The sequence below is a fragment of the Peteryoungia wuzhouensis genome, from assembly GCF_003205195.1.
Taxonomy (GTDB): domain Bacteria; phylum Pseudomonadota; class Alphaproteobacteria; order Rhizobiales; family Rhizobiaceae; genus Allorhizobium; species Allorhizobium wuzhouense.
Genome location: NZ_QJRY01000011.1, coordinates 47,263 through 66,881 on the forward strand (window position 1 = coordinate 47,263; position 19,619 = coordinate 66,881).

Annotated in this window: 21 protein-coding genes and 1 other RNA gene; 14 read left to right on the forward strand and 8 right to left on the reverse strand. The window is 63.2% G+C overall.

The genetic code is table 11. The features are described from left to right. Positions 1-7: 7 nt before the first annotated feature. From recF to DMY87_RS22475, 3 genes are read left to right on the forward strand one after another with little or no spacing between them, the layout of a single operon-like run. Entirely contained in the window at positions 8-1,135 is a 1,128-nt protein-coding gene (gene recF, locus DMY87_RS22465) for a DNA replication/repair protein RecF (protein WP_110793927.1), read from the forward strand. Positions 1,136-1,177: 42 nt separating this feature from the next. Further along, positions 1,178-1,930, forward strand: coding sequence for a molybdopterin-synthase adenylyltransferase MoeB (locus tag DMY87_RS22470; RefSeq protein ID WP_110793928.1), 753 nt, complete (start codon positions 1,178-1,180; stop codon positions 1,928-1,930). Between the two features lie 7 nt (positions 1,931-1,937). Then, positions 1,938-2,414: a GNAT family N-acetyltransferase gene (locus tag DMY87_RS22475; RefSeq protein ID WP_110793870.1), complete on the forward strand. Its 477-nt coding sequence runs from the start codon at positions 1,938-1,940 to the stop codon at positions 2,412-2,414. 21 nt (positions 2,415-2,435) lie between these two features. Here DMY87_RS22475 and DMY87_RS22480 read toward each other — a convergent pair whose 3' ends face one another. Continuing rightward, the gene (locus DMY87_RS22480; RefSeq protein ID WP_110793871.1) at positions 2,436-3,440 is read right to left on the reverse strand and encodes a 2-hydroxyacid dehydrogenase; all 1,005 of its coding nucleotides are present in this window, start codon (positions 3,438-3,440) and stop codon (positions 2,436-2,438) included. Positions 3,441-3,640: 200 nt separating this feature from the next. On the opposite strand from DMY87_RS22480, the gene DMY87_RS22485 reads away from it, so the two are divergent. Then, entirely contained in the window at positions 3,641-4,183 is a 543-nt protein-coding gene (locus tag DMY87_RS22485; protein ID WP_110793872.1) for an SH3 domain-containing protein, read from the forward strand. Here DMY87_RS22485 and DMY87_RS22490 read toward each other — a convergent pair. Continuing rightward, on the reverse strand, positions 4,176-5,168 hold the full coding sequence (locus DMY87_RS22490) for an adenosine kinase (protein WP_110793873.1): 993 nt from the start codon (positions 5,166-5,168) through the stop codon (positions 4,176-4,178). The genes DMY87_RS22485 and DMY87_RS22490 overlap by 8 nt on opposite strands. Positions 5,169-5,544: 376 nt before the next feature. On the opposite strand from DMY87_RS22490, the gene DMY87_RS22495 reads away from it, so the two are divergent. Further along, complete coding sequence (locus DMY87_RS22495; protein ID WP_110793874.1) at positions 5,545-6,489, forward strand: AEC family transporter; 945 nt, start codon at positions 5,545-5,547, stop codon at positions 6,487-6,489. 82 nt (positions 6,490-6,571) lie between these two features. On the opposite strand, the gene DMY87_RS22500 is transcribed toward DMY87_RS22495, so the two are convergent. Continuing rightward, positions 6,572-7,258, reverse strand: a complete 687-nt coding sequence (locus DMY87_RS22500) for a c-type cytochrome (protein ID WP_110793875.1) — start codon at positions 7,256-7,258, stop codon at positions 6,572-6,574. A gap of 155 nt (positions 7,259-7,413) precedes the next feature. Here DMY87_RS22500 and DMY87_RS22505 point away from each other — a divergent pair, with 155 nt between their 5' ends. Both DMY87_RS22505 and DMY87_RS22510 read left to right on the forward strand, forming a co-directional pair. After that, entirely contained in the window at positions 7,414-8,169 is a 756-nt protein-coding gene (locus DMY87_RS22505; RefSeq protein WP_110793876.1) for a 3-deoxy-manno-octulosonate cytidylyltransferase, read from the forward strand. Positions 8,170-8,182: 13 nt separating this feature from the next. Beyond that, on the forward strand, positions 8,183-9,034 hold the full coding sequence (locus tag DMY87_RS22510) for a prephenate dehydratase (RefSeq protein ID WP_110793877.1): 852 nt from the start codon (positions 8,183-8,185) through the stop codon (positions 9,032-9,034). Positions 9,035-9,115: 81 nt separating this feature from the next. Here the strand turns inward: DMY87_RS22510 and nudC are convergent, their stop codons facing one another. Together nudC and DMY87_RS22520 are read right to left on the reverse strand one after the other, a co-directional pair. Further along, positions 9,116-10,075 carry an NAD(+) diphosphatase gene (nudC, locus tag DMY87_RS22515; RefSeq protein ID WP_110793878.1) on the reverse strand — a complete coding sequence of 320 codons (960 nt, stop codon included), beginning with the start codon at positions 10,073-10,075 and terminating at the stop codon, positions 9,116-9,118. Beyond that, a complete protein-coding gene (locus DMY87_RS22520; RefSeq protein ID WP_110793879.1) occupies positions 10,072-10,479 on the reverse strand; it encodes an HIT family protein in 408 nt (135 codons plus the stop codon). Before DMY87_RS22520 ends, nudC begins: the two co-directional genes overlap by 4 nt. 90 nt (positions 10,480-10,569) lie before the next feature. Between DMY87_RS22520 and ffs the strand changes: the two genes are divergently transcribed. The 3 genes from ffs (at position 10,570) to DMY87_RS22535 (ending at position 12,997) form a co-directional block, all read left to right on the forward strand. Beyond that, positions 10,570-10,666: signal recognition particle sRNA small type (gene ffs, locus DMY87_RS22525), an RNA gene on the forward strand. Between the two features lie 81 nt (positions 10,667-10,747). Further along, positions 10,748-12,625, forward strand: a complete 1,878-nt coding sequence (locus tag DMY87_RS22530; RefSeq protein WP_110793929.1) for a DNA polymerase III subunit gamma/tau — start codon at positions 10,748-10,750, stop codon at positions 12,623-12,625. A 48-nt stretch (positions 12,626-12,673) separates the two neighbouring features. Continuing rightward, on the forward strand, positions 12,674-12,997 hold the full coding sequence (locus DMY87_RS22535) for a YbaB/EbfC family nucleoid-associated protein (RefSeq protein WP_110793880.1): 324 nt from the start codon (positions 12,674-12,676) through the stop codon (positions 12,995-12,997). On the opposite strand, the gene DMY87_RS22540 is transcribed toward DMY87_RS22535, so the two are convergent. Continuing rightward, entirely contained in the window at positions 12,994-13,881 is an 888-nt protein-coding gene (locus DMY87_RS22540) for an alpha/beta hydrolase family protein (protein ID WP_110793881.1), read from the reverse strand. The genes DMY87_RS22535 and DMY87_RS22540 overlap by 4 nt on opposite strands. A 79-nt stretch (positions 13,882-13,960) precedes the next feature. Here DMY87_RS22540 and DMY87_RS22545 point away from each other — a divergent pair, with 79 nt between their 5' ends. Then, a complete protein-coding gene (locus DMY87_RS22545; RefSeq protein WP_110793882.1) occupies positions 13,961-14,554 on the forward strand; it encodes a TetR/AcrR family transcriptional regulator in 594 nt (197 codons plus the stop codon). Positions 14,555-14,563: 9 nt separating this feature from the next. On the opposite strand, the gene DMY87_RS22550 is transcribed toward DMY87_RS22545, so the two are convergent. Next, entirely contained in the window at positions 14,564-15,184 is a 621-nt protein-coding gene (locus DMY87_RS22550; RefSeq protein ID WP_110793883.1) for an MOSC domain-containing protein, read from the reverse strand. 57 nt (positions 15,185-15,241) lie between these two features. On the opposite strand from DMY87_RS22550, the gene recR reads away from it, so the two are divergent. Beyond that, positions 15,242-15,847: a recombination mediator RecR gene (gene recR / locus DMY87_RS22555; protein ID WP_110793884.1), complete on the forward strand. Its 606-nt coding sequence runs from the start codon at positions 15,242-15,244 to the stop codon at positions 15,845-15,847. Positions 15,848-15,870: 23 nt separating this feature from the next. Continuing rightward, complete coding sequence (locus DMY87_RS22560; RefSeq protein WP_110793885.1) at positions 15,871-17,130, forward strand: lytic murein transglycosylase; 1,260 nt, start codon at positions 15,871-15,873, stop codon at positions 17,128-17,130. A gap of 13 nt (positions 17,131-17,143) precedes the next feature. On the opposite strand, the gene DMY87_RS22565 is transcribed toward DMY87_RS22560, so the two are convergent. Continuing rightward, positions 17,144-18,772: an MFS transporter gene (locus DMY87_RS22565; protein ID WP_110793886.1), complete on the reverse strand. Its 1,629-nt coding sequence runs from the start codon at positions 18,770-18,772 to the stop codon at positions 17,144-17,146. Positions 18,773-19,011: 239 nt separating this feature from the next. Here DMY87_RS22565 and rimP point away from each other — a divergent pair, with 239 nt between their 5' ends. Then, positions 19,012-19,608, forward strand: a complete 597-nt coding sequence (gene rimP / locus DMY87_RS22570) for a ribosome maturation factor RimP (protein WP_110793930.1) — start codon at positions 19,012-19,014, stop codon at positions 19,606-19,608. Positions 19,609-19,619 lie beyond the last annotated feature (11 nt).

The window sequence follows — 19,619 nt, forward strand, 5'->3', positions numbered from 1 at the left end:
GCGACCGATGACCCAGAAAACACAGATCCAGCGGCTGAAGCTCACCGATTTCCGCAACTACACCCAGGCCGGACTTGTCCTCGACGGCCGGCATGTGGTGCTTGTGGGCAAGAACGGCGCCGGCAAGACAAATTTCATGGAGGCGATCTCGCTGTTGTCGCCCGGACGGGGACTGCGGCGGGCTGTGCTGTCGGACATTCCGCGAATCGGGGCAGAGGCGAGCTTCACGATTTTTGCTGCCGTCGACGGCATGAATGGCGAGGCGGATATCGGGACGGGGACGGAGACGACCGAGGACGGCAATCTGGTTCGCCGGCTCAGGATCAACGGGTCGCCGGCCAAATCCGTCGATGATCTGACCGACCATCTGCGCATACTCTGGCTGACGCCGGCGATGGACGGGCTGTTCACCGGCCCTTCGGCCGAGCGGCGGCGGTTTCTCGACCGGCTGGTGCTTTCGCTCGACCCGGCGCATGGACGGCGGGCGAATGATTTCGAACGGGCAATGCGCAGCCGCAACCGGCTGCTCTCGGAGGGGCGGTTCGATCCGTCCTGGCTTTCCGGCATCGAGCAGCAGATGGCGGCCCTCGGGGTGGCGATGGCGGCCGCACGGCGCGAGATGCTGGGGCTTCTGGCCGGGCTGATCGAGGCCGACCGCCAGACGTCACCTTTTCCTTCGGCAGAGCTGTCGCTCACCGGCTTTCTCGATGAACTTTCCGACCTGCCAGCCTTCGAACTGGAGGAGCGCTATATCGAGGTGCTGGCACAATCGCGGCACCGGGATGCGGCGGCGGGACGCACACTGGAGGGGCCGCATCGGGCGGACCTGACCGTGCGGCATATCGAGAAGAACATGGATGCGGAGCGCTGCTCGACGGGCGAGCAGAAGGCGCTGCTGATCGGGCTGATTCTGGCTCATGCGCGGCTGGTGGCGACGATGACGGGTTTTGCGCCGATCCTGCTCCTGGACGAAATTGCCGCCCATCTCGACGAGGGGCGGCGGGCAGCACTCTTTGACCGGATCGATGCGCTGGGGGGCCAGGCCTTCATGACCGGCACCGACGTCGCGATGTTTTCGGCGCTCGGAGACCGGGCGCAGATCGTGACTGTCGAGGATGGCAGCTTGGATGTGTGAGTTTACTTTGAACCAGCACAATGGAGTGGCATGATGGTGACCATGGACCCGCTGCTTCCCGACGAGATCTCCCGCTATCACCGCCATATCCTGCTGCCCGAAGTGGGCGGGCATGGACAACAGCTGCTGAAGGCGGCGCGTGTCATGGTGATCGGGGCTGGCGGGCTGGGCTCACCCGTGCTGCAATATCTGGCGGCGGCCGGGGTCGGCACGCTGTCGATCGTTGATGATGACGGGGTGTCGCTGTCGAACCTGCAGCGGCAGGTGATCCATGACACCGGCACGCTCGGGGAGCAGAAGACGGAAAGTGCTGCGCGGGCGATCGCACGGCTCAACCCGCATTGCCGGGTGATCCGCTTCGAGGAAAGATTCGATGCGCATTTTGCTCGCGACCATCTGCCCGGCCAGACGCTTTTGATCGATGGCTCCGACAATTTCGAGACGCGCTATGCGGCGGCCGATGCGGCAGAAGTGGCGAAGGTGCCGCTGGTGACCGGGGCTGTCGGGCGGTTCGACGGGACGGTGACAGTGCTGAAGCCTTATGAGGCCGGGCCGGATGGCGGGCTTTACCCGCGTTACCGCGATCTCTTCCCGGAACAGCCACCTGAGGGGCTCATTCCCTCCTGCGCCGAAGTGGGTGTGATCGGGGCGCTGACCGGAGTGATCGGCACGCTGATGGCGATGGAGGCGATCAAGCTGATCACCGAGATCGGCGAGCCGCTTGTCGGCAAGCTGGTGATGTATGACGGACTTTCGGCACGGTTCGAGACGGTGCGTTACAAAAGACGAGGTTGAGTTTGAAATGGTAGTTTTGCAGCGGATAGGCACGGGCGGATACGAGGATCATGAGGCGCTGCTAGGGCTCATCCTGCGGTCTTTTTCCTATATGGACGGGGTGATCGACCCACCCTCCTCCGCGCATCGGCTGACGGTGGAGAGCCTCAAGCAAAAGGCGCGCGACGAGATCGGCCATGTGGCGCTCGACGGGGGTGTGCCGGTTGGCTGCATCTATCTGCGGCCGGAGGCGGATTGCCTTTATGTCGGCAAGCTTGCGGTCGAGCCTGGGACCCAGGGGCGCGGCATCGGTCGGCGGCTGATGAACCAAGCGGAGGCTCTGGCGGCGGAGCTGTCGCTGCCGGCGCTTCGGCTGGAGACGCGGATAGAGCTTGTCGGAAACCACAACCGCTTCGGCGCCTGGGGTTTCGTCAAGACGGCGGAAAAGGCCCATCCGGGTTATGACCGGATGACCTTTATCGAGATGCGCAAGCCGTTGCTCTGACGCAACCGTCAGGTCCGGCTCTTACGTCCGGCTCGGCAGGACCCGGTTGGGCGGGCGGTGGCCGTCGAAATAGGTGCGGATGTTGATGATCACCTTCTCGCCCATGTCGATGCGGCCTTCGATGGTGGCCGATCCGGTGTGCGGCAGGAGGACAACCTTGCCTTCGTTGGCGAGCTTGACCAGCTTCGGATTGACGGCCGGCTCGTTCTCGAAGACATCGAGCCCGGCGCCGGCGATCCGCCCGTTGCGCAGGCACTGGATGAGCGCATCCTCGTCGATGATGTCGCCGCGGGCGGTGTTGACGATGTAGCTGGTCGGCTGCAGCAGCGCGAGGCGGCGGGCCGAGAGCAGATGGAAGGTGGCGGGCGTCGAGGGACAATTGACCGAGACGATGTCCACGCGCGCCAGCATCTGGTCGAGGCTGTCCCAATAGGTGGCTTCGAGCTCGTTTTCGGTCGCGGGATTGACCCGTTTCCGGTTGTGATAATGGATCGACAGGCCAAAGGCCTTGGCTCTCCGGGCGACCGCCGTGCCAATGCGGCCCATGCCGATGATGCCGATGCGCTTGCCCCAGATGCGGCGGCCGAGCATCCAGGTGGGCGACCAGCCTTCCCATTCGCCGGGACGGTCCATCAGCACGCGGGCGCCCTGGACGAGGCGACGGGGCACGGCGAGGATCAGCGCCATGGTCATGTCGGCGGTGTCTTCGGTCAGCACATTCGGCGTGTTGGTGACCGTGATGCCCTTCTTCGCGGCGGCATCGATATCGATGTGGTCGGTGCCGTTGGAGAAGCTGGCGATCAGCTTGAGCTGCGGGCCGGCTTCCTCGATCAGGCCCGAATCAATGCGGTCGGTGACGGTCGGGACCAGCACGTCGCAGGACTTGACGGCGGCGATCAACTCTTCGCGCGTGCGGGGCTTGTCGTCGATGTTGAGCTCGGCCTCGAAGAGCTCGCGCATGCGCGTTTCCACGGCGTCAGGCAGTTTCCGGGTGATATAGACCGAGGGTCTTTTCCTGTTCGTCATGGGATGGTTCGATGCCTTGTTCAGAACTCGTTAACCAACGCGGAGGATACTCTCTCCCTTGAAGGGCAATTTCTAGCAAACCCGTCGGGGAAGACAAACAAAACTCGTCGAGGCGTTGCTGATTTGTCCCGGGCTCCCCGCAAGCCCGCCCCAAAAGGGCAGATACGTCCTTTGTTTCCATCGCTTAGTCCGGAACGATCATGTCTGTGAACCTGTCCCGAGTCAGCCTTCTCTCCGGTGCCCTCGCCCTGTTCCTGATCGCGGGGACACCACCGGGTCTCGCCCAGTCGACCACCAAAGGATCGAGCGGCCTGCCGCTTCCGCGTTTCGTGAGCCTCAAGGCCGAAAAGGTCAATCTCAGGATCGGGCCGAGCACGGACTATGCCGTCTCCTGGCGCTACCTGAAGTCAGGGCTGCCGGTCGAGATCATCCGCGAATATGAAAACTGGCGACAGATCCGCGATGCCGACGGCACCGAAGGCTGGGTGAGCCAGACGCTCTTGTCCGGCCAGCGCACGGCCGTGGCCGCGCCCTGGATGCGCGGCAAGGGCAACAATGTCTATGTAATGATGCGGCGTGATTCCATGTCGTCTGCCGCCGTCATCGCCAAGCTCGAGCCGGGCGTCGTCGTCAAGATCGAAGAATGCAACGGCAACTGGTGCAAGGCCGAGACCCAAGGGGTCACCGGCTGGGTCTCGCAGGAAGAGATCTGGGGCGCCTATCCGGGAGAGGCCTTCAAATAAGGCCGATCTCGGCTGCGCCCTTCTTCAGCGACATCATCGGCCGCGGGCCGATCTGCTGGATGACAATGCCGGCGGCATAACAGCCGAGGCGGGCGCAATCTTCCAGCGAGCGATCCTGCGTATAGCCGAAGAGGAAACCGGCGGCGAAGAGATCGCCGGCGCCGGTCGTGTCGACGAGGCTTGCAATCTCGGTTGCGGGCACGCGAATGCGCTCATCACCCCTGACCACGACAGCACCCTGATCACCCATGGTGACGGCCGCCAGCTTGCAATCCGCCGACAGGCGGGTGAGGGCTTCGGCAAAGTCGTCCGTCTCGTAGAGCGAGAGGGCTTCCTGCTCGTTGGCGAAGACGATGTCGACGGTGCCCGAGCGCATCAGCTCCAGAAACTCTTCGCGGTAGCGGCCGACGCAAAAACTGTCGGACAGCGTCATCGACATTTCGCGGCCGTTTTCATGGGCAATGCGGGCGCAATCGAGGATGGCCTGCTTGGCGCGCGGCGGATCCCAGAGATACCCCTCGAAATAGGTGACCTTGGACTGGGCAACGACCTCGGGCTCGACATCTTCGGGGCCGAATTCCACGCAGGCGCCGAGATAGGTGTTCATCGAGCGCTCGCCGTCTTCGGTGACGAAGATCATGCTGCGGGCCGTGGGCGGCTGGGTGGTGCCGGGGGCTGTCTCGAAATGCACGCCCTGGGCGCGGATGTCGTGGGTGAAGATATGGCCGAGCTGGTCTTGGGCAACCTTGCCGAAATAGGCGGCCTTGCCCCCGAAATTGGCGATGCCGGCGGCGGTGTTGCCGGCGCTGCCGCCGGAGGCTTCCACAGCCGGGCCCATCAGGGAATAGAGTCGTTCGGCACGCTCGGCGTCGATCAGATTCATCGCGCTCTTGGTGATCCCGTTGTCGATCAGGAACTGGTCCTGGCAGCGGGAGATAATGTCGACGATCGCGTTACCGACGGTCAGGACATCGAACTGGCTCATGAAATGGGGCTCCGAATTTATCGCTCGTCGGTCATAGTCGTTTTTATGGGTTAGGAAAGAGAAAAGACGCCCTCCCCGGCACTGTCATGCCGATGTCACCGATCCGGGTTATCCGGAGATGCGAGCAGCGCTCCCCTGTCGCTCGCGAAGGCCATCACGGCTTTCCTTTCGGGTGCCGACCACGGATGTACTGGCGGCAACCCTCATCCCGGATGAGCCGGGCGAAAAAGCAGGCATGGCCTGCTTTTTGACGTTCTGGAGCCTTCAAACACCTTGCTTTCGGAAACCGGACCTGTCACCGGGACAGGTTTGTCATTGGCGCCGCAGCTCCCTGCTCCTATGAATAGGCTTTCTCTCCCCAACGATTCGACATTTCATGACCGCCATTGCCCAAGACGTCCTGCCGATCTTCATCCTCATTCTGTTCGGCTGGCTGCTGGTGCGGCTGAAGATCCTCTCGGCTTCGGTCGGTGACGGCCTCGGCGCGTTCGTGTTCAATGTGGCGGTGCCGATGCTGCTGTTCCGGACCATCGCCAATGCCGATTTTCACGGAGCCTCGCCTTTCCGCCTTTGGATATCGTATTTTGCCGGCGTCTTCGTCGCCTGGACCATCGGCCACCTGATCGCGACCCGACTTTTCGGTCGGGACCGGCGGGAGGGTGTGCTGGCCGGCGTCTCCTCGGCCTTTGCCAACAACGTGTTTATCGGCCTTCCGCTGGTGGAACGGACGGTCGGGCCGGAGGGGATCGTCGCCATGTCGATCCTGCTCGCCATCCATCTGCCGCTGATGATGATCATCGGGACCGTGCTGATGGAACGGGCCGAGCAAAAGACGAGCGGGCAGCCATCGCATGGCATTCTCGCCGTCTCGCGGCAGGTGGGCCTCAACCTCCTGCGCAATCCGCTGGTGATCGGCCTGATTGCCGGCATGGTGGTTCAGATCATTGGCGGGCCGTTGCCGAAGATGATCGACGGGCTGGTGGGCCAGGTGGCCGGCACGGCAGCACCGCTTGCCCTGATATCGCTCGGCATGACGCTCAACAAATACGGAATGCTGGGCAATGTGCGGATCGCCGGCACGATATCGACGGTGAAGCTGGTGGTGATGCCGGCGTCGGTCTGGCTCACCTCGCATCTGCTGGGACTTTCGCCGCAATGGACGGCAGCGCTCGTGCTGACATCCTCGGTGCCGACAGGCATCAATGCCTGGCTGATCGCCAACCGGTTCGGCGTCGGCCAGGGGCTCGCCGCCTCCGTCATCACGCTGTCGACGGCAGTCGGCGTGCTCAGCGTTTCGCTCTGGGCCTTGTTGCTGCTCTGACGCTTCGGCAAAGAAAACGCCCGACCACGAGGGCCGGGCGAAAACTTGCACAAGATTTGAAACGATCAGTCTGCGGCGCCGATTACGGCGTTGCTGGCTGAGCCGGAGCCGGTTCTGCGGGTGCGGCAGGAGCCTCTGCCGGAGCGGCAGGCGCCGGTTCGGCCGGAGCCTCCGCAGGTGCGGCAGCGGCAGGTGCGGCCTCGGTGGCGGGTGCCGCTGCAGCGTCAGGAGACGGCAGCGGAACCGGGTTATCGGCCTGGGTGTGCAGGTACATGATCAGGTTGGCGCGTTCGTCGTCCTTCTTCAGACCTGCGAAGCCCATGGCGGTGCCCGGGATGTGCTTCTTCGGCGCCGTCAGGAAGGCGTTGAGGTGGTCGAAGGTCCAGTGCTCGGTGCCGCCCTTGGAGAATTCGGTGATGGCCGCCGAATAGCTGAAGCCTTCGTGGCTGGCGATCGGACGGTCGACAACGCCCCACAGGTCCGGACCGACCTTGTTCGGCCCGCCCTTCTCGATGCTATGACAGCTCGCACACTTCTTGAAGACGCCTTCGCCGGCCTTGGCATCGGCGCTCGCCAGCAGGACGGCGATCGGCGTTGCAGCCGCAGCTTCTTCGGCAGCCGGTGCATCCCCTGCTTCAGCGACGATGGCAAAGCCTTCCTTCTCGGGGGTTTCCGAGTGGAAGATGCCTTCCGAAGCGATAGACACGGACATCAGCACGAAGACGGTTCCCAGAAGGGCACCGACGGCCATATTCATTTTAGAGTTCATCTGCAAAGCTCCCCATGCAGCCGGCCGATCAGCAACCGGGCGATCTTGAAATCGCGCGGAACCTATGTCTTTTGCATAACACTTGCAACACGATTATGGTCCCGCAACTGGGACTTTTTGACACTTCCGTGCGGTGATTTGAAGGGGTTACGAGAATGAATGCCGGCAAAAGCGACGAAACGCTCGTCCTCATCCCCGCCCGCATGGCATCCACCCGTTTGCCAGGCAAGCCGCTGGCCGATATTGCCGGCCTGCCGATGATCGTGCAGGTGGCAAAACGGGCGCAGGAAGCCGATGTCGGGCGAATCATCGTGGCCGTGGACGATCAGCGGACCTTTGACGCGGTCGAGGCCGCCGGCTTCGAGGTGGTGATGACACGGGTCGACCATCAATCCGGCTCGGACCGGATTTTCGAGGCGCTTACCAAGGTCGACCCGGAAGGACGCGCCAAGATTGTGATCAATGTGCAGGGCGACCTGCCGACGATCGATCCGCAGACCATTCGCGCGGCGCTGCGGCCGTTGGAGGACCCGGCGGTCGATATCGCGACGCTGACGGTCGAGATCGTCGACGACCACGAGAAGACCAATCCGAACGTCGTCAAAGTGGTGGGTTCGCCGCTTTCCGACAGTCGTCTGCGGGCGCTCTACTTTACCCGGGCGACTGCGCCGCATGGTGCCGGTCCGCTCTATCATCACATCGGGCTTTACGCCTATCGCCGCGAAGCCCTTGAACGTTTCGTTGCGCTTTCACCCTCGACGCTGGAAAAGCGGGAATCGCTTGAACAGCTGCGCGCGCTGGAAGCGGGCATGCGCATCGATGTCGAAGTGGTGAAGACGGTTCCGCTCGGCGTCGACACGCCCGCCGATCTCGACAAGGCCCGGCTGATCCTTTCAGCCTCCTCCAACTAAGGACCTCATTCCCTTGGCTCCCACCAACAAGATTTCCTTCCAGGGCGACTTCGGCGCCAATTCCGACATGGCCTGCAGGGACATGTTCCCGACCATGGAGCCCCTGCCCTGCCCGACCTTCGAGGATGCCTTCGTGGCGCTGGAGACCGGCGAAGTCGATCTCGCGATGATCCCGATCGAAAACACGCTGGCCGGACGCGTCGCCGACATCCACTATCTCCTGCCGCTCTCGCGCCTGCATATCGTCGGCGAGTATTTCATGCCGATCCGCTTTCAGCTGATGGTGCTGCCGGGGGTGAAGCTGGACGAGATCCGGACCGTGCACAGCCATATCCATGCGCTCGGGCAGTGCCGCAAGATCATCCGCAGCCATGGCTGGAAGGCCGTGGTGGCGGGCGACACGGCCGGGGCTGCCAAGCAGGTGGCGGAAAAGGGCGACCGCAGCATGGCGGCGCTCGCACCCCGGCTTGCGGCCTCGCTCTACGGTCTCGAGATCCTGGCAGAAAACGTCGAGGATTCGGAAAACAATGTGACCCGCTTCGTGGTCCTGTCCCGAGATCAGGACGAACCGAAGCGGACGAGCCCGGACGAACGCTTCATCACCACCTTCGTGTTCAATGTGCGCAATATTCCGGCGGCCCTCTACAAGGCGATGGGCGGGTTTGCGACGAATGGCGTCAACATGACCAAGCTCGAAAGCTACCAGATCGGCGGCAAGTTCATTGCGACCCAGTTTTATGCCGATATCGAGGGGCATCCGGAGGACGCACCGGTGAAACGCGCGCTCGAGGAACTGCGTTTCTTCTCCGAGAAGGTGCATATTCTCGGGGTGTACAAGGCACATGAAATGCGGGGGAAGCTCTGACGCTGAGTTTCGAAATGGCGGCTTACCCCATTGATGCGCGATTCCGGACGCAAAACCGGTTCCCACTTTTGCTGGAATTGCTCAGTGCCGCCATTCGTACCAGTCCTCGATCAGACGACGGGCGATCGTGCCCTTGATGGGGAGCGTGCGGCCATCGAAGGATCCCTCTGACAGCATGGTGCCGATCTCGTCGCGGCCGAACCAACGGCAGTCTTCGAGCTCGACGGAATCGAAGGTGATCTCCGTCGTCGTCGCCTCGCCGTAACAGCCGATCATCAATTGATGCGGCATCGGCCATGGCTGGGAAGCGTGATAGCGGACGCGGCCGACGGTGATGCCGGATTCTTCGCGGGTTTCACGGCGTACGGCGTTTTCGATGGTTTCGCCCGGCTCGATGAAGCCGGCGAGCGAGGAATACATCCCGGCGGGGAACCGTGGGCTGCGGCCCATCAGGCAGCGGTCCTTCTTTTCGTCCACGATGAGCATGATGGCCACCGGATCGGTGCGCGGGAAAATCTCGTTGTCGCATGCCGTGCAGATGCGCTTGTAGCCGCCGATGCGGGTTTCCATCAGAGAGCCGCAGCGACCGCAGAACTTGTTGTCGGCATTCCAGCGCAGGAGGCTTAAAGCCTGGGCGACTTCGCCGAGCAGGTCTTCGCCGACGAGCGCGTCGCGGAACAAAGCGCGAGGGTCGGCGGGTTTGAACTCGGCCGACAATTCTTCCGGCTTCAGCGCGACGGGGACAGCGAGGCGCGGCTCGCCGTTCGCCTGGTGGCCGAGCAGGATCGCCTGGTCGAAATCCGGCTGCAGGGCGGCGAGTTCATAGGGCGCAAAGAGTGGATCGAGGATCTGGCCGTCATGTTTCAGCACCAGCTGGGTGCCCGAAAAGGCGAGGATATGGGTGCCTTCGACCTTGAGCGCGGTTTCAAGCGAAGTTTCGTCGCGATGTTCGCTGTCGCGATCCAGGCGGTTGCCGGAAAAGGCGGTGAGTTCGCTCGGTTCAAGATGGGGGGCGCGATTGAGGAAAATCGAGTTCTTCATTGGAATGCTTCAAGAATCCTGTTCTTCATGGCCGCGAGGGCCTCTTCCTCATAGGGGACGGACTGACCGAAGCCCCAGATCGGGCCGGGCCAGTTGGGGTCATTTTCCACACGCGCGACGACATGGACATGAAGCTGGCGAACGATGTTGCCGATTGCGGCGATGTTGATCTTCTCCGCACCGGTCGCCTTTTTGAGGGCAGCGCCGACAGTGACCTGCTCGAAGGTCAACATCGCTTGGTCGAGCGGGGTGAGATCGAAGACCTCGGAGACATTGGCGCGCTGGGGCACGAGGATGAGCCATGGCCAGCGGCTGTCCTTGGCCAGCCGGAGGTCACACAGGCCGAGCTTCATGATCGACACGCTGTCCTGCGCGAGGCGCGCGTCGAGGACGAATGGCTGCAAGGTGTTTCTCCCTTTCGTTTTTTGCGAGCCTAGCAGTTTTTTTCTGGCTTGGCTTGCATTTGGCGGCGTTATTGCCGATATGTCTCCTCGGGAGGTTGGTGGTGGACGAGCCACTCGCCAACCGGGTCAGGTCCGGAAGGAAGCAGCCCCAACGAGCGCGGCACGGGTCATCGTGCCAGCCTCCCACCTCATCTTCATTTCCGGCCTCTCTTTCGACAGGGGCCGTGCCATGCCCGGCTTCGGGCGGCAAGGGGAAGCTGGCAGCGCGATGAGCGATTTGGAGCCCACTGCAGAGGCCAAGGCCGCCCCCGGCGGATACCGCGTTCTCGCCCGCAAATATCGTCCCAAAGACTTTACCGATCTGATGGTCGGCCAGGAGCCGATGGTCCGCACGCTGACGAATGCGTTCGAGACCGGACGTATCGCTCAGGCCTATATGCTGACCGGCGTGCGCGGGGTGGGCAAGACGACGACGGCGCGCATTCTGGCGCGGGCGCTGAACTACAAGACCGCCGAAATCGACAAGCCGACGATCGACCTTCGCATCCCCGGCGAACATTGCCAGGCGATCATGGAAGGCCGGCATGTCGACGTGATCGAGATGGATGCGGCCTCGCATACCGGTATCGACGATATCAGAGAGATCATCGAGCAGGTGCGTTATCGCCCGGTTTCGGCGCGCTACAAGGTCTATATCATCGACGAAGTGCACATGCTGTCGACGGCGGCCTTCAACGGGCTGTTGAAGACGCTGGAAGAGCCTCCGGAGCATGTGAAGTTCATCTTCGCGACGACCGAAATCCGCAAGGTTCCGATCACGGTTCTCTCCCGCTGCCAGCGCTTCGACCTGCGGCGGATCAGTGCCGGCGATCTCGTCGGGCTGTTTTCGACCATTGCATCTAAGGAAGGCATCCAGGCCGAGGAAGAGGCGCTGGCGATGATTGCGCGCGCGGCCGAAGGTTCGGCGCGCGACGGACTGTCGCTGCTCGATCAGGCGATCGCGCATGGCGGCGGCATGGTGCATGCGGATGCCGTGCGCGCCATGCTGGGTCTTGCCGACCGGGCGCGTATTGTCGATCTGTTCGAGCATGTGGTGCGCGGCGACGTGGCAACCGCGCTGTCGGAGTTCGGCAGCCAGTATGAGGCGGGCGCCAGCCCGTCGGTGGTGCTGACCGATCTTGCCGATTTCACCCATCTGGTGACGCGGCTCAAATATATTCCGACTGCCTCGCAGGACCCGTCGCTCTCCGAAGCCGAGCGGGTGCGCGGTGGTGAACTGGCTGACACTGTCGCCGTGACGACGCTGTCGCGCATGTGGCAGATGCTGCTCAAGGGCATTCCGGAGGTGGAGGCGTCGTCTCGGCCGGCCGGGGCTGCGGAAATGGTGCTGATCCGGCTGGCGCATGCGGCGCATCTCCCCTCGCCTGAGGATGCGGCGCGACGCCTGCTTGAGATGTCGAATGGCGAAGGCGGCGACAGCGCGCCGTCTGCCCCGCGCCCGAATGGCGGCGGCGGTGGCGCTTCGATGGCGATGCGGGTTCAGGCGGTGGCGCAGCCATCGCAGGACAGCGCTCCGCGCCCGGCGATGAGCCAGCCTGTGGCGCATCTGCAGAGCGTGCCGGCTGGCGATGCGCTGCCGCGAACCATGGAAACCGTTCAGCCTAGGGTGCAGGAGGCGCCGGCGCCGCTGATCGAGGTCAACTCGCTCGACGATATCGCCGACCTCTGCACGAAGAACCGAAGCCCGGTGCTGCGCGCACAGCTTCGCCAGTTCGTGCATCTGGTGAAGATCGAGCCGGGGCGGCTGGAGATCCGGCTGGAGACGCAGTGCCCACCGACCATCGTCAACGAGCTGAAGCTTCGGCTGACCGAGTGGACCGGGATCAACTGGTGGGTGACGCTGTCGAACGAAGCCGGCTCGCCGACGCTGGTGCAGACAGAAAATTCGACGCGTGAGGCGCGGCTGCTCGATGCGCGGCAGGATCCTGACGTAGCCGCGATCCTGTCGCGTTTCCCCGGTGCCAAGATTACCGACGTGCGGATCAAGGCGGGCGCTGTCGAAGACGACGACACGTTGGTAACCCCGCCTGCGGCGGCGGAATCGGCCGAGGGCGATATCCTGCCGGGCGACGATATCGAATTCTAAAGGCGCTGCGCGCGCCACATCAATCGAGAAGAGACCAAGGAGACGACGATGCGCGACATCATGGGCATGATGGGCAAGGTCAAGGAAATGCAGGGCAAGATGGAGAAGATGCAGGCGGAAATCGCCGCACTCGAAATCGAAGGCAAATCCGGCGGCGGCCTCGTCAGCGTCGTCTTGACCGGCAAGGGCGAGCTGCGCAGCGTCAAGATCGACCCGTCGCTGTTCAAGGAAGACGACGTCGAGATCCTGGAAGACCTGATCGTGGCGGCCCACAAGGACGCCAAGGACAAGGTGGAAGCGCAGACCCAGGAAAAGATGGCATCTGTCACCGCCGGCATTCCGCTGCCGCCGGGCATGAAGCTGCCGTTTTAATCAAAGCGGCGATGCGGCCAGGGGTTCACGCCCTCCCGCAACCACAGAAGCGTATCGAGCCAGAAGCCGTTTTCATGGCGGGACCGGAAGAGGTCGAAATGGCCGATTTCGGAACCTCCGGCATCTTCCGGCTTCAGCATGACCTTCTCAACGGTCGCGCCGTCATAATAGGACGCGGCGCGGCGCATGGCGGACGGGGTGGCGAAATCGTCATCCGTCACGCTGACCGCCAGGATTTCGGCGGCGACGGCCGAGAAGCGCGACCGCAGGTCTGACGCTTCGTGCGGGGTGTAGCCCCTTTCTATGCGGCGGCCGCGGAAGGCCCATTCGAGGGCCACACCCTTCGGCAGGTCTTCGAGCCAGCCGAGCCTGCGGCCGGGGAAATAACCCAGCGTCATGGCCAAAGCCGGCATCACGAGGTGCCATTTCAAGAGATAGCGAAGGCGCTTGGCGGGACGGTAGTCGGGCCAGTAGGCATATTGCGCGCCGATCGTGAGCATGCGGCGAATGCGCGGCGCACGCGCCGCATAACCGGGTAGGAAGCCGCCGATCGAATGGCCGACCACAAGGACAGGGCTTTGCGGGAAATGTTCTGCTGCGAATTGCAGGACCGCATCGAAATCCCTCTCGCCCCAGTCGCGCCAGCGGAAGGCGACACCTTTCAGCGTTTCCGGTCGTGACTGACCGATGCCGCGATAATCATAGGTGATCGCGTGGAAGCCGTGGGCCGCGAGGAAGCGGGCATAGGCATGGTAGAACCGCGCCGCGACACCGGTGGCGGCGTTGATGATGACGACGGCCGTGGCCGGTTCACGGCACGGCCAGAGATGACCGCCGAGGCGGATGCCGTCCGCGCAGCTGATTTCGATCTCTTCCGCATCCATGGCCGGCCTCCCGAACGTGCCGCCATCATCACCCGGTTCTTCCGTTGTGTATACTCACTGGTCAGTATACATTGGTCGCATGGCCAGCGAACGAACGACCCGCGACACCATCATCGATGCCGCCAACCGGCTGTTCTACCGCGAGGGGATCCGCGCGGTGAGCGTCGATGCCGTGGCCGAGGCCGCCGGGCTGACGAAGCGGTCGCTCTATTATCACTTCAAGAGCAAGGACGAGTTGATCGCCGATTACCTTCGGCTGCGCGACCATCCCAATCTGCAGCGCTATGCGACGTGGTATGCGGCCGCAGAGGGCGGGGTCACCGAGCGGATCGGGGCGATTTTCGACCACCTTGCCAACGAGGCGGGCAAGCCGGGATGGAAGGGCTGCGGCTTCTTGCGCACGGCGGCAGAACTGGTCAACCAGCCGGGGCATCCGGCCCTCAAGATCGGCGTCGATCACAAGAAACGCGTCGAAGACTGGTTTGCGGAGATCCTTGCGGAGAACGGCGTGTCGGAGCCGGCGCGCCTCGCCCGACAGGTTTCGCTTCTGATCGACGGCGCGTTCAGCCAGGCGATGCTTTACCGCGATCCGAGCTATTTCCACGAAGCCGGGCTTGCGGCGCAGGCGCTGGTCCGCTCTGCCGTGTCGGGTCCGTCGACTGGTTCGACCTGAACCGGAGGCTCACATCTCGCCGGCGAGGATGGCGTCCCTGGTCTTGTAGTGGACCGGGGCAGAGAGGTAGCGGGCGCGATCTGCCTCACTCAGCTTGCGGCCGTAGGTCGCCATCATGTCCGCCATCGTGACGCGCTCGCCGTCATAGGGGGTGTAGGTGACCGGCTGGCCGGCTTCGACCATGCCGCCCTGGAGCACCCTGGCATAGGCGCCGGGGCGGGCGGCCTGTGTGTAGCGCTTGACGATTTTCGGGTCGCCCATGTGGGCGGCAAAGGTGGCACAGGGCATGCGGGGCGAGGTGATTTCGAGCAGGACATCGCCAATTGAAAAGCGGTCACCGGCGGCGAGCATCTGGCTTTCCAGACCTTCGATCACGAGGTTTTCGCCGAACATGCCATGATGCAGTTCCCGACCGAGCTCTTTGCTCCACCAGTCGATATCGAGGCTGCCCTGGATGTATACGGCCTGATCGACGCCGCCATGGTGTTTGCGGTCGAGGATTGCATCACCGACGAGGCCTTCGGCATCGATCATGATTGGCCCCTGAATGGCGAGCTTGTTGATGCCGGTCTTGTATTTCTTGCCCGCCAGGACTTCCGGCCGGCCGAGGCAAACGGCGAGGATTTTCATCGGAGATTTCCCGTTCTGCGATTCCGTTCTTGGTCTATATGGGCTAGAAACGCCGCCATGGCAAAACGAGTCACCGGTCCCGAAATCGAGAAGCTGATCCAGCTGCTGGCGAAAGTGCCGGGGTTAGGTCCCCGCTCGGCCCGCCGCGCGGCGCTGCACCTGATCAAGAAGAAGGACCAGTTGCTTGGTCCTCTCGGTCATGCGCTGGGCGAGGCCTATGACAAGGTGAAGATCTGCTCCTGCTGCGGCAATGTCGACACGATCGATCCCTGCAGCGTCTGCACCGATGTGCAGCGCGACAGCTCCGTGATCATCGTTGTTGAGGATGTCTCTGATCTCTGGGCGCTGGAGCGGGCAACCGCGATGAACACGGCCTATCATGTGCTCGGCGGCACGCTGTCGCCGCTCGACGGGGTCGGGCCTGATGATCTCAACATCAAAGGCCTGATCGAGCGGGTGGCCAAGGGCGGGATCCGCGAGATCATCATCGCCGTCAATGCCACCGTCGAGGGGCAGACCACGGCGCATTACATCACCGATCATCTCGCCGGGCTCGACGTCAAGATCACGCGGCTGGCGCATGGCGTTCCCGTCGGCGGCGAGCTCGACTATCTCGACGAAGGCACACTGTCGGCGGCGCTGCGCGCCCGGACGGCGATCTGACCGCTCCTTTGAGGAGGTTTTTTATGCTGCGACTGATTTCCCTACCCGGCCGTCTGCTGACGATCGCGGGCCTTCTGTTTGCGTCGGCAAGCGGTGCTTCGGCTGCGCCGTCGAAAAGCCAGGTCGAGGCGCAGTTCCAGCGCTGGATCGCGACCGATCTCTGGCAGGCCGCGAAAACCGGGGGCATCGAGAAATCCGTCTTCGACAGGACGATGCAAGGGGCGGTGCTGAAATGGGACCTGCCGGATCTCGTGCCCCCCGGCACCAAGCCGCCGAAGGAGCAGGCGCAGAGCCAGGCGGAATTTTCGTCGCCGGCCAGCTATTTTTCCGAAAAGCGGCTGCAGGGGCTGGCGGCGACCGGACGGTCGCTTGCCGCTCAATATGGCTCGACGCTGCGCAAGATCGAGGCGACTTATGGGGTGCCGGGTTCGGTGCTTGTCGCGATCTGGGGGCGCGAATCCGGCTTCGGCAAGGCGAAACTACCCTATAGGGCAATCGACGTTCTGGCGACCAAGGCCTTCATGTCGACCCGCAAGCCGCTCTTCCAGCAGGAGCTGATTTCGGCGCTGCATATCATCGAAAGCGGCGACGTGCCGGCCGAGCGGATGATGGGGTCGTGGGCGGGGGCGCTCGGGCAGCCGCAGTTCATGCCGGGCAGCTATCTGAAATATGCCGTCGACTTCGACGGGGACGGCAAGCGCGACATCTGGAACTCGGTGCCGGATGCGCTGGCCTCGATCGCCAATTACCTGGTGAAGAGCGGCTGGCAGAAGGGTCGCGACTGGGGCTACGAGGTTTCCATTCCCGACGTGGTGTCCTGTGCGCAGGAAGGGCCTGACCGGGCAAAGCTGGTTTCTGTCTGGGCGGGCGAAGGCATAAAGCGGATTTCGGGCAAGGGCTTTCCCTCGAGCGAGACGAAACAGCAGGCGATGATGCTGGTGCCGGCGGGCACAAACGGGCCGGAATTTCTCGTCACGCCGAATTTCTACGTGATCAAGGAATACAACAATTCCGACCTCTATGCGCTGTTCATCGGCAATCTGGCCGACCGGATCGGCTCCGGTGGCGGGGCGTTCAAGGGCGCCTGGGGCGACGTCGGCAAGATGCTGCGCTCGGATGTGCTTGCCATGCAACAGGCGCTGGTGGCGCAGGGTTATGACGTCGGGAAAGTGGACGGGCTGCCGGGTTACAAGACTCGCCGGTCGCTCGGCGAATGGCAGACCCGCCAGGGCATGCGGCCGACCTGCTATCCGAACGAGGGGCTGAAGGCCAAGCTGCGCTGATCGATCTGCCCCGTCACGGGTGATCGACCGGGTGCTGGTGGAAGACGTCATCCGACGGCGGGATGGCCTGGCGCTCGATCATGCGATGCACATGTGGCGGCGACGTGCCGCGATGCAGTTCGAGCAGGCGGTCGGTGATCTCGGCATCGGCCTTGGTGCGCCGGTGGTTGTGGCGGACGTAATCCACCCAGGTCGGGACGTGATAGGTCTCGGTCCAGATGTCGGGGTTTTCCAGGTCGCGCATCAGGGTCCAGTTGCGGGCACCATCCCTCAGTCGAATGCGGCGGCGCTCGACCATGACCCTCAAGAATTCCGGCACGTCGGCATCGGTGATCTCGAAATCGATCTGGATGACGATCGGGCCGCTGCGTGGGCGGATGTCGAGCCGGAGCGACGGTTCATTGAAGCGGTTGAGCGGATCGAGATCGAGGGTGGCGAAGGCCGGCATGGGCAGAACGAAGCCGATGGCAACGCCCACCATCATGAGAATGCCGGAGGCGACCAGCGCCTCTGACGAGCCGGCGCTCTCGGCGACGCTGCCCCAGAGCCAGCTGCCCGTTGCCATGCCGCCGAAGGTGGCGGTCTGGTAGAGCGAGAGTGCGCGGCCGACCACCCAGCGCGGGGTCGAGAGCTGCACCACCGTATTGAAGAGTGACAGGGCCAGCACCCAGCAGGCGCCGGCGAGCACAAGCGCTGCGGCCGTCAGCCAGATCGAAGTGCTGATGCCGGTTAAGGCAGCTGAGACGGCAAAACCGGCAAAGGCGGCGCGGACGATATCCTCCGAAGACAGAATTTCACGCAGGCGCTGGTTTCCAAGCGCGCCGAGGATGGCGCCGAAGCCGAAAGCACCGAGCAGGCCGCCATAGGACAAGGCTCCACCGGACAGTTGATCGCGCGCGACGATGGGCAAGAGCGAGAGGATGGCGGTAGCGGTCAGGCCGAAGACGAAGCCGCGGAACAGCACCTTGCCGAGATTGGGCGACATCGAGACGTAACGGAGGCCCGCCCAGATGGCCTGGCCGAGCTGTTCACGCGGCAGAGGGTTCTTCGGGAAATCCGGGCGCCAGCGGATGAGCGCATAAACAATGGCAAAATAGGAAAGCGTGTTTACGGCAAAGGCGGCCGCCGCCCCGGCGAAGGCGACGATCATGCCGCCGATCGCCGGGCCGACGCTGCGGGTGATGTTGAAGCCCATGCTGTTGAGCGAGACGGCGGCGGCGAGATCTTCGCGCGGGACGATATCGCCGACCGAGGCCTGCCAGGCCGGGTTGTTGAGCGCGGTGCCGCAGCCGATCAGGAAGGTGAAGCCAAGCAGGATCCAGGGGGTGATGAGCCCGAGCAAGGCAAAGAGGGTGAGCAGCGCCGACACCGTGATCATGAAGAGCTGGGCAGCGATCATCACGCGGCGGCGGTCGAAGCTATCGGCAATGGCGCCGGCGACCAGCGAGAGCAGCATGATCGGCCCGGTGTTGGAGGCCTGGACCAGGGCCACCATGTTTTCCGATGTCGAGATGGAGGCCATCATCCAGGCAGCACCGACGCCCTGGATCAGACCTCCGAGATTGGAGGATATGCTGGCGAGCCAGATGCGCCGGTAGAATTCGTTGCTGAGGGGAGAAAGCGGGGAACGTCTGTCGGGCACGGGTGGCTCGTCCTTTGACCGGGGGAGAACTGGCGGAAGCAGCCGGGGGTGAACTTGCAACGTGGAACGCACGAAAGGCAAGATTGTTTTTGGGCCCGGCGAAAAGCTTGCAATTGGCGGGTCGTTGGCGTATATGACATTCAAATTCTTGATCGACAGATGAAGGGTGGGCCCGGAAGGACCCGCTCTTTTTTATTGGCGATCGTATCCAATCGGGAGTAAAACGATTGTCCGAAGAGATGCCGCAGCCGGGTCCCGGCGAAGCACGGATCATCACTGAGACGGGGCTTGACCGTCGTATCGCCGACATCATCGAGCCCGTGCTCGTGGCGATGGATTTCAACCTGGTTCGCGTGCGCATGATGAACCAGAACGGCCTGACGCTGCAGATCATGGCGGAACGCACCGACGGCACGATGACCGTCGAAGACTGCGAAGCCGTATCGATGGCCGTATCGCCGGTGCTGGATGTCGAGGATCCGGTCGACAAGGCCTATCATCTGGAAGTTTCGTCGCCCGGCATTGACCGGCCGATGGTGCGGAAGTCCGATTTCACCCGCTGGAACGGCCATCTGGTGAAGTGCGAGACCTCGATCCTGGTGGACAACCGGAAGCGTTTTCGCGGCAAGATCACCGCGGTCAATGAAGACGGTTTCACCCTGGAGCGCGATCAGGTCGCGTATGGCGAGGAGCCGCGCGTGGTGATCCCGTTCAATACGCTGGCGGAAGCCAAGCTCATCCTGACGGACGATCTGATCCGTGACGCGCTTCGGGCCGACAAGCTGGCCAAGGCGCAGGCGGCAAATCAGAACGACGAAGACGACAGCGAAGAATAACGTTTGACCCA